The sequence below is a fragment of the Stenotrophomonas sp. 3(2025) genome (genome assembly GCF_052665395.1).
Map to the genome: position 1 here is coordinate 51540 of NZ_JBQOIF010000028.1, position 7036 is coordinate 58575.

Sequence of the window (7036 nt, forward strand, 5' to 3'; positions counted from 1 at the left end):
TCTCCTTGTCTAACTCAGGAACGCTGGGCGCCGGCAGAGATCGCCGCCGCCTCGCGGGAACGCTGCCGCTGCTGGCGACGCTCCTCGCTGAAGAAGGGATAGAACACGGTGATGAACAGCACGAACAGGAAGGCGTACTGCACGATCGTTCCCGACGAGCCGTAGATCGCCCACAGGCAGTACACGACCGTCAGGCTGGTCAGGGTCCAGAACGCACCGGTGTGGACCAGCGTGTGCGACCGCTCCACCACGAAGTAGCAGGCCACGCATGAATAGATGTACGGCAGCAGCGTCAGCACGACCGCCGCCGAAGTGATCACGTCGAACTGGGCCGAGGCGGTCTTCGAGGTGGAGGTCACCAGCACCGCCAGGGTCATCAGCACGGCCACGATCAGCACGCCCTTGACCGGCACGTCGTCCTTGTTGGTCTTGCTGAAGATGCTCGGGAACAGGCCATCGTCGGAGGCCGCCTTGGCGCTCTGCGCGGTCAGCAGGATCCAGCCGCCCAGCGAACCTGCGGCGCCGATGAAGGCGCACAGGCTGACCAGCGCACCACCCCAGCCACCGACGGCCTTGGCCGCCGCCAGTGCGAACGGCGCGTCAGACACCTGCAGCTCGCCGTTGGGCACCATGCCCATGATCACCGACGAGCTGGCGATGTAGGCGATGGCGGCCAGGAACACACCGGCCAGGGTGGCGCGGGCCACGTTCTTCTCCGGGTTTTCGACCACACCGGCCGTGACCGAGGCCGACTCGACGCCGATGAAGGCCCACAGGGTCAGTGCCGCAGCACTGGAGATCGCACCGAAGTTCGACTCACCGGAGACGTTGTAGGCCCCCTTGAAGATGTCGGCATCGAAGAAGAACCAGCCGAAGATGGCGATGCCCAGGATCGGCACCAGCGCGAAGCTGGTGGTGACCGTCTGCACGCGGCTGACGAACGCCGGTCCGATCATGTTGGCAAAGCTCAGCGCCCATACCAGGATCAGCACCGCGATGCAGCGCACCAGCGGCTCGGACAGGATCGGGAAGAAGTAGCTGAAGTAGCCCACCGCCGCGATGGGAATGGCAACGTTGCCGATCCAGTTGGCGAACCAGTAGATGGTGTTGGTCTGGAAGCCCATGTACGGGCCGAACCAATCGCGTGCATACGCATACGGGCCGCCCGCTTTGGGCGCCAGCTTGCCGAGCTTGGCGAACACGAAGGCCAGCAGCAGCGCACCGGCCGTGGTGATCAGCCACCCCCATATCGAGGCGGTACCGATCTTGGCCAGGCTGGAGGGCAGCAGGAACACCCCTGAGCCCATCATGTTGCCGGCGACGAGGAAGGTGGCTCCGACCACCCCGATTTTCTTTGCTTCTGCCATGACAATCTCCTGTACCTGGCATGGGCCCGGTGAACCCGGGCGTGGGGAATGGTGACGCTGGCGTACTGCCGCTGGCGCTTACTTGATGAAGTTGTATTGCAGGCTGCCCTGCACCCGGACCGTGTCGCCGCGCGCGCCGCTCTGCTGCTGCAGGCGGCCGTACAGCAGTTCCATGCCCATCGTCCACGACGGGGCCGGGCTCCAGATCAGGTTGAACACGCCGTAGCGGCTTTGCCGGAATGCATCACTCGGCAGCGCCGCATTGCGCTCGAGTGCCAGCTGACCGTAGATCAGGTTCGAGCGCCACAGATCAGACCAGTAATGCGTGTAGCCAACGAAGCCACCGTGCAGGTCCAGCGCATCGATGCGTCCATCGGCACCTACCACGGCGTCAAGACCGGAACCGGTGAGATCGGCGGTGTAGCGGCTCAGGCCGCGGCCGCCCAGCGCACCGAACAGCAACAGATCGCGTTCCCCCACCGAGGCCGAGCCACTGAGCTGCGCGCCACCGGCAAAGACGCGGTCACGGCGGGCATCGCCGTCGTAGGCCAGATTGCGCGCCACGACGCCCAGTTGCAGGTGGCCCCAGTCACGCTCCATGCGCGCGATGGCACTCACATCCGGCAATCGATTGACCGCCGCCATCGCATCGCTGGCACCGGCCAGCTCAGTGTCCGGGTCTTCGGCGGCCAGGGTCAGGGTGTTGCCCTTGCCCAGTGCAAAGCTGTGATGGATGCCGGCCACCAGCAGGTAACCGGCGCCGCCGGGTCCGGCAAAATCCAGCGTGTCGGGCAGGCTGTCCGGGTCCATGAAGCTGGAATACCCGTAACCCGCATACGTGTTGCCAAGCTGGCCATAGGCATGGCGCAGGCGGAACTGATAGCCATCGCTGCTGCCGAAGAAGTCATTCTCCAGATAGAAGCGCAGGTTGCCATGGGTGGTCGGCCGCCGCGCCTCGAAACTGAAACGCGTCTGCTTGGCGTGGATGTTGAAGTTCGAAACATCGCGATGGCTGCCGCCCACCGGCATCGACGAGGGAATGAACTGATCCTCGTCCCCTGCGCCGCGCGAATCCGCGATCGCATCGAGCTTGGCATAGCCACCGATGCGGATCACGGTGTCGGTGCCGGGAATGGCGAAGAAGCCTTTCAGGTCCGGATCGGTCGGGCCGGCGGCGCTGTCCGGGCGCGAGGCCGCCGTTGACGGGTCGGCCACCGACTCACGCTGTGGCAGCACGGTCGGCGACACGCCGGGAACCTGGGTCGGGTGCAGGATGCCGCTGGCGGTTGACACCGTCGTGGTCGCCTGCGATGCAGTGGGCGTCGGCGTCGGCAGTACAACGGGCGCCGCAGCCGCGCGCTCTTCGCGTCGTTCCAACTGGTCCAGACGCTGCTGCATGCCCTGCAGCGTCTGCCGCATCGCATCGATCTCCCGACGCAATGCCTGCGCATCATCCTGCGCGTGCAACGGCATCGCTGCCATCGCCGCCAGACACCCCATACTCAGTACCGCCAAGCGCATTGCATTCTCCCCGGGCTGGAACTCCCGCTGTGCCGCCGTGCAGCGCGCGTGCGCCGCGACGACCTCAACGAGCCGTTGCTGGAAATGCGGGTACTGCGTCGACGACCGTCACCAGCCTGCACCTTGCAGGCGACATGGGAATGACACCATTCTCCCTGCCCAGACTGCGCCGGAGTCGCTTCCACTGCAGCAGTGCTGCCGAAGGGGTAGCGACCGCAGCGGACTGGGTAGCAAGGGCGGGGTGAGAACGTCGTGAATGGCATTGCGCGCATGCTCTCTCGAGGGCATGACGTGTGCGGCATCCATCGCGCAGTGACGCTGTAATCCATGCGCCAAGGCTAGTTCGACTGTCGTTTTTGGCCTTGATTGGGATCAAGGCGAAATGCTTGATGTCAGTCACGATTCAGACGTGACATCTGTTCGCGCCGTGCGCAGCCCACATCGCCGGGACTGTCGCAGAAAGCAACAGGCCCACATGTCGCCATGTGGGCCTGTCACTCGGCTCAGCAGCCCGGCGCCTCAGCGCGGGCCAAGTACCGCCTGCAGATCGTTGCCCTGCGGAAGGCCGGCACGTCGCTGCACCTGGCCCTGCGCATCCTGGAACAGGATGCCCGGCGTACCCTGGAAGCCCATCTCCACCATCAGCACCTGGTTGGCATCCAGTTTCGCTGCGATCTCCCGGCTGATGCCGGACAGCGGCTTGATGCCACCGCGATCGAACTGATGCTCGTTCTCCAGCAGTGCCGCACTGGGATCGCGCGCGGCCATGATCGCCGCCGCCTTGGCCGGACTGTCTTCACGGATCACGCCGACCATGATGTGGCGCAACTGCACCTTTCCTGCGTCCACCCAGGGCCGCGCCGCCTCCCAGAACTTGTGGCAGTAGGGGCAATTGGCATCGCTGAAGGTGTACACCACGCGCGGCGCGTCGGCCTTGCCATCGCGTACCCAGGCACTGGCCTCCAGCTTGCTCCACATCTTGGCCGACATCGGCGCGGCAACCAGCTTCTCCAGCGTCCCGGCTGCAACTTCGTTGCCCTCGGCGTCGAACAGGCTACCCACCAGCACATGCTTGCCATCGGCGGTCACGTAAGCTGCTGCCGGCTGCTGGCCGCCAACCATGCCGGCAAAGCCGCGCAGGCCGCCCGGCGCGTCGAATTCGGAGACCACCTCGAAGCCATGCTTCTCGATGCCCTTCAGGACAGCTGGCAACTCACCCTTCCTGGCGGCTGCCGTTGCCGAAGCCGTTGCCGGTGCAGCGGCACCCTTGCCCGGTGGGGTCTGTGCCTGGCTGCAGGCAGCCAGCGCCAGCATGGCCGGCAGCATCAGCGTATGCGCGATGCGCGGGGAAATCGACAACATGGAAACTCCGTAGTGGGATGCCAGCGCAGGCTACCGCAGCCGGCGCAGTTTGTGTTCAAGACCGGCCTGGGTCAGTTCGCCCAGATGCAGTTCCTGCAACCGCCCCTGCGCGTCGAAGAAGAGCGTGGAGGGGAAAGCCCGGACGTCCAGCGAGGTAGAGGCAGCCGATGACTCATCCAGCAGGACGTTGCCCAGCAAGATGTGTTCAGCGGCCAGAAAGGTCTGGACCTCGGCAAGGGTCTCGCCCTGGTTGAGGAAGACGAACTGGATATCGGCATGCTTCTGCTGGGCCGTCGCCAGCACCGGCATCTCCCGGCGACACGGGCCGCACCAGCTTGCCCACAGATTCAGGACCAGCGGCCGGCCGTGAAACTGCTGCAGGTCAACCGCCCTGCCCTGCAGGTCGACCACCTGCAGTGTCGGCAGCGGCATCTGCTTTGCCTGCCAGTACGCGAGCCCCTGGCTTGCACCGCCCCACAGCAGCAGCCCGGCCAGCGCACCTGCCAGCACCGGTGCCCTCAACGCGCGATGCCTGCGCAGTCGCCACAGCGCCCAGGCAAATCCAGCGCCAATCACAACGGGCAGGTGATACCCACCATCAGCAATCTGCAGCACGCTCCAGGGAGCTTCACGATAAAGGCTGAAATGCGCGGCAACAAAGGAGAGCCGGCCACACAGCAGGCCAACCAGCAGCATGTCCAGCACCATCCCGGCTGCAGGTGGTCGAGCCTGGCCAGGCTCAGCACGCGACCAGACGCGCGCAATGGCCATCGCCAGCAACAGGAAGATCAGGATCAACACCACCGGCATCGGCACCGGCCCAACACTCGACATCAGCTCACCTGCTCTAGCCTGCATAGACCCGCATGGTCAAAGCGTCGTGCCTGCGATGCAAGCACGACGCATCCAACAGCGTTCATCAAGCGGCGTTGCGCCCCAGCTGCGTGCCTGGCGAGGCGCGCAGCCCCCGCAGACTGCCGGCCACGGCAGGCGTCAGCGGACGATCGCGGCGTTTATTGCTGACGTGGCGACGATAGTTGGCGGGCGTCATGCCGACGATGCGCAGGAACAGCCGGCGGAATGCGCTCTGATCAGCGTAGCCCACCCCCCAGGCAACTTCGTCGATGCTGGCGCCCTGCTGCAGCAACGTCTGCGCCTTTGCCACGCGCAGTCGCTGGCAGTACTCGATGGGCCGCAGGCCGGTCGCTTTCAGGAAACGGCGTTGCAGGGTCCGCGGTTCCAGGCCGGCGATCTCACAGATTGCCCCCAGCGTCGCCCCACGTGCAGCCGTGGTATGCAGCCAGCGCTGCGCCTTCAGCACGTCACGGTCGCCATGGGCGAAGTTGGCACTGAATCGCTCGAGATCCTGTTGGATCCCCACCGGCACCACTATCCCCAACTGTTGTGCCACCGCGCTGGCCACGCCCTGGCCGTGCAGCCGGTACAGCAGGCGCAGACCGAGGAAGCGCCAGGCCTGGGCCCCGCCCACGGTGAGCAGATCGCCATCATCGACGAGCGCCCGCTCGCTGGGTGCCCAGCCGCCGACCTGCACCTGCAGCGCCGGGTGGCGGTTGAGGTCTGGGCCGGAGACTGTACGCCCGGTCAGCAGACCGGCCCGCGCCAGCACACTGACCCCGTCACCTGCGGCGGCCAGCAGGCTGCCGCCGTCGTAGTGGGCCCGCAACCAATCCAGCAGGACATCCTCGGCACGCAGCGACGCGCCGGAGCTGACCTGGCCCGGCAAGGCGATCACCGCAGGAATTGCCGCGTCCAGCATCTCGGCGCCGGCAATGCGATGCACGCCGGTATTGCTCGCAGGCACGATCCAGCGGGTGACCAGCACCCGCTTGCAGGGCCGTCGCTGCTGCTGCGCCAGGCGATTGGCGACGTGCGCCATTTCGGCAAGCACCGATGCAGCCGACGGATCGCCTCCGGGGTATTCAACCACCGCAACCTCGACGAATCCTTCGTTCCTGATTCCCTCCACTCCCCACCTCCTCTTCCGGTTCAGGCCGTCGAGCGGCCGGTTCAGGCGCAGGGTAGGAACTGCTTTGCCCCGGGGGCTATGAAGAAAGTTGCAAAGTGCGCTGAATGGGCGATGCGACCCATGCCTTGACTCTTGACCAGAGTCCAGGGATGACTATGCACGGCAGGTCCAGAGGAGTCCGCCGTGAACATTGGTCAGTTGGCACGCCAGGCCGGCGTCCCCATCGACACCGTCCGCTACTACGAACGTCAGCAGCTTCTGCCCACTGCGGCACGTACGGCAGGTGGCTATCGCATCTTCGGCGAGCAGGATCTGCGACGCCTGCGCTTCATCCGCCGGGCAAAGGCATTGGGCTTCAGCCTTGATGAGATCGGCGAGCTGCTTTCCCTCAGCGACCATCCTCCGCAGGACATGGGCAGCGTGCGCGACACCGCGCGGATTCGCCTGCAGGACATCGAACTGCGGATGGCCGAACTACAGCGCATGCATGGCGCCCTCTCGCAGCTGGTGGAGGCCTGCCCCGGGCACGGCGCGCTCGACCAGTGCCCGATCCTCGCCGCGCTGACCGGAGAGGACCGCTGACCCTTGGCGTCTGCGTCCACACATGTGCTGCACGGCAGGCGGAATTCGCAACCGCGCCATCGCACGCCATGTGTGGAAAAGTGCAACAAATCGCTTGCCAACCCCTGGGGGCGCAGCTATTATTTCGCTCCTCAGCGACGTGGGGCCATAGCTCAGCTGGGAGAGCGCCTGCATGGCATGCAGGAGGTCAGCGGTTCGATCCCGCTTGGCTCCACCA

The 7036-nt window shown here is 65.6% G+C and carries 6 protein-coding genes and 1 tRNA gene; 2 read left to right on the forward strand and 5 right to left on the reverse strand.

Features of this window, described 5'->3' with window-relative positions; translation table 11 throughout:
* Positions 1 to 14: 14 nt before the first annotated feature.
* The 5 genes from adiC to ACUXVE_RS17780 form a co-directional block, all read right to left on the reverse strand.
* The gene (gene adiC, locus ACUXVE_RS17760; RefSeq protein WP_223495435.1) at positions 15 to 1367 is read right to left on the reverse strand and encodes an arginine/agmatine antiporter; all 1353 of its coding nucleotides are present in this window, start codon (positions 1365 to 1367) and stop codon (positions 15 to 17) included.
* Between the two features lie 78 nt (positions 1368 to 1445).
* A complete protein-coding gene (locus tag ACUXVE_RS17765) occupies positions 1446 to 2888 on the reverse strand; it encodes a DcaP family trimeric outer membrane transporter (protein ID WP_445514892.1) in 1443 nt (480 codons plus the stop codon).
* A gap of 519 nt (positions 2889 to 3407) precedes the next feature.
* The gene (gene dsbG / locus ACUXVE_RS17770) at positions 3408 to 4250 is read right to left on the reverse strand and encodes a thiol:disulfide interchange protein DsbG (protein WP_222389084.1); all 843 of its coding nucleotides are present in this window, start codon (positions 4248 to 4250) and stop codon (positions 3408 to 3410) included.
* Between the two features lie 30 nt (positions 4251 to 4280).
* Positions 4281 to 5084: a TlpA family protein disulfide reductase gene (locus ACUXVE_RS17775; protein ID WP_445514893.1), complete on the reverse strand. Its 804-nt coding sequence runs from the start codon at positions 5082 to 5084 to the stop codon at positions 4281 to 4283.
* An 85-nt stretch (positions 5085 to 5169) separates the two neighbouring features.
* Positions 5170 to 6237 (reverse strand): GlxA family transcriptional regulator, encoded by a 1068-nt coding sequence (locus ACUXVE_RS17780; protein WP_445514894.1) that lies wholly within the window; start codon positions 6235 to 6237, stop codon positions 5170 to 5172.
* A 183-nt stretch (positions 6238 to 6420) separates the two neighbouring features.
* Here ACUXVE_RS17780 and ACUXVE_RS17785 point away from each other — a divergent pair, with 183 nt between their 5' ends.
* Both ACUXVE_RS17785 and ACUXVE_RS17790 read left to right on the forward strand, forming a co-directional pair.
* Positions 6421 to 6819, forward strand: a complete 399-nt coding sequence (locus ACUXVE_RS17785; protein ID WP_093819163.1) for a MerR family transcriptional regulator — start codon at positions 6421 to 6423, stop codon at positions 6817 to 6819.
* A gap of 141 nt (positions 6820 to 6960) precedes the next feature.
* Positions 6961 to 7036: transfer RNA gene (locus tag ACUXVE_RS17790), tRNA-Ala, on the forward strand.

What these genes read in the sequence shown, in the direction of transcription:
- adiC (WP_223495435.1), bottom strand. Translation starts at nt 1,367, where the DNA reads ATGGCAGAAGCAAAGAAAATCGGGGTGGTCGGAGCCACCTTCCTCGTC.
- ACUXVE_RS17775 (WP_445514893.1), bottom strand. Translation starts at nt 5,084, where the DNA reads ATGTCGAGTGTTGGGCCGGTGCCGATGCCGGTGGTGTTGATCCTGATC.
- dsbG (WP_222389084.1), bottom strand. Translation starts at nt 4,250, where the DNA reads ATGTTGTCGATTTCCCCGCGCATCGCGCATACGCTGATGCTGCCGGCC.
- ACUXVE_RS17765 (WP_445514892.1), bottom strand. Translation starts at nt 2,888, where the DNA reads ATGCGCTTGGCGGTACTGAGTATGGGGTGTCTGGCGGCGATGGCAGCG.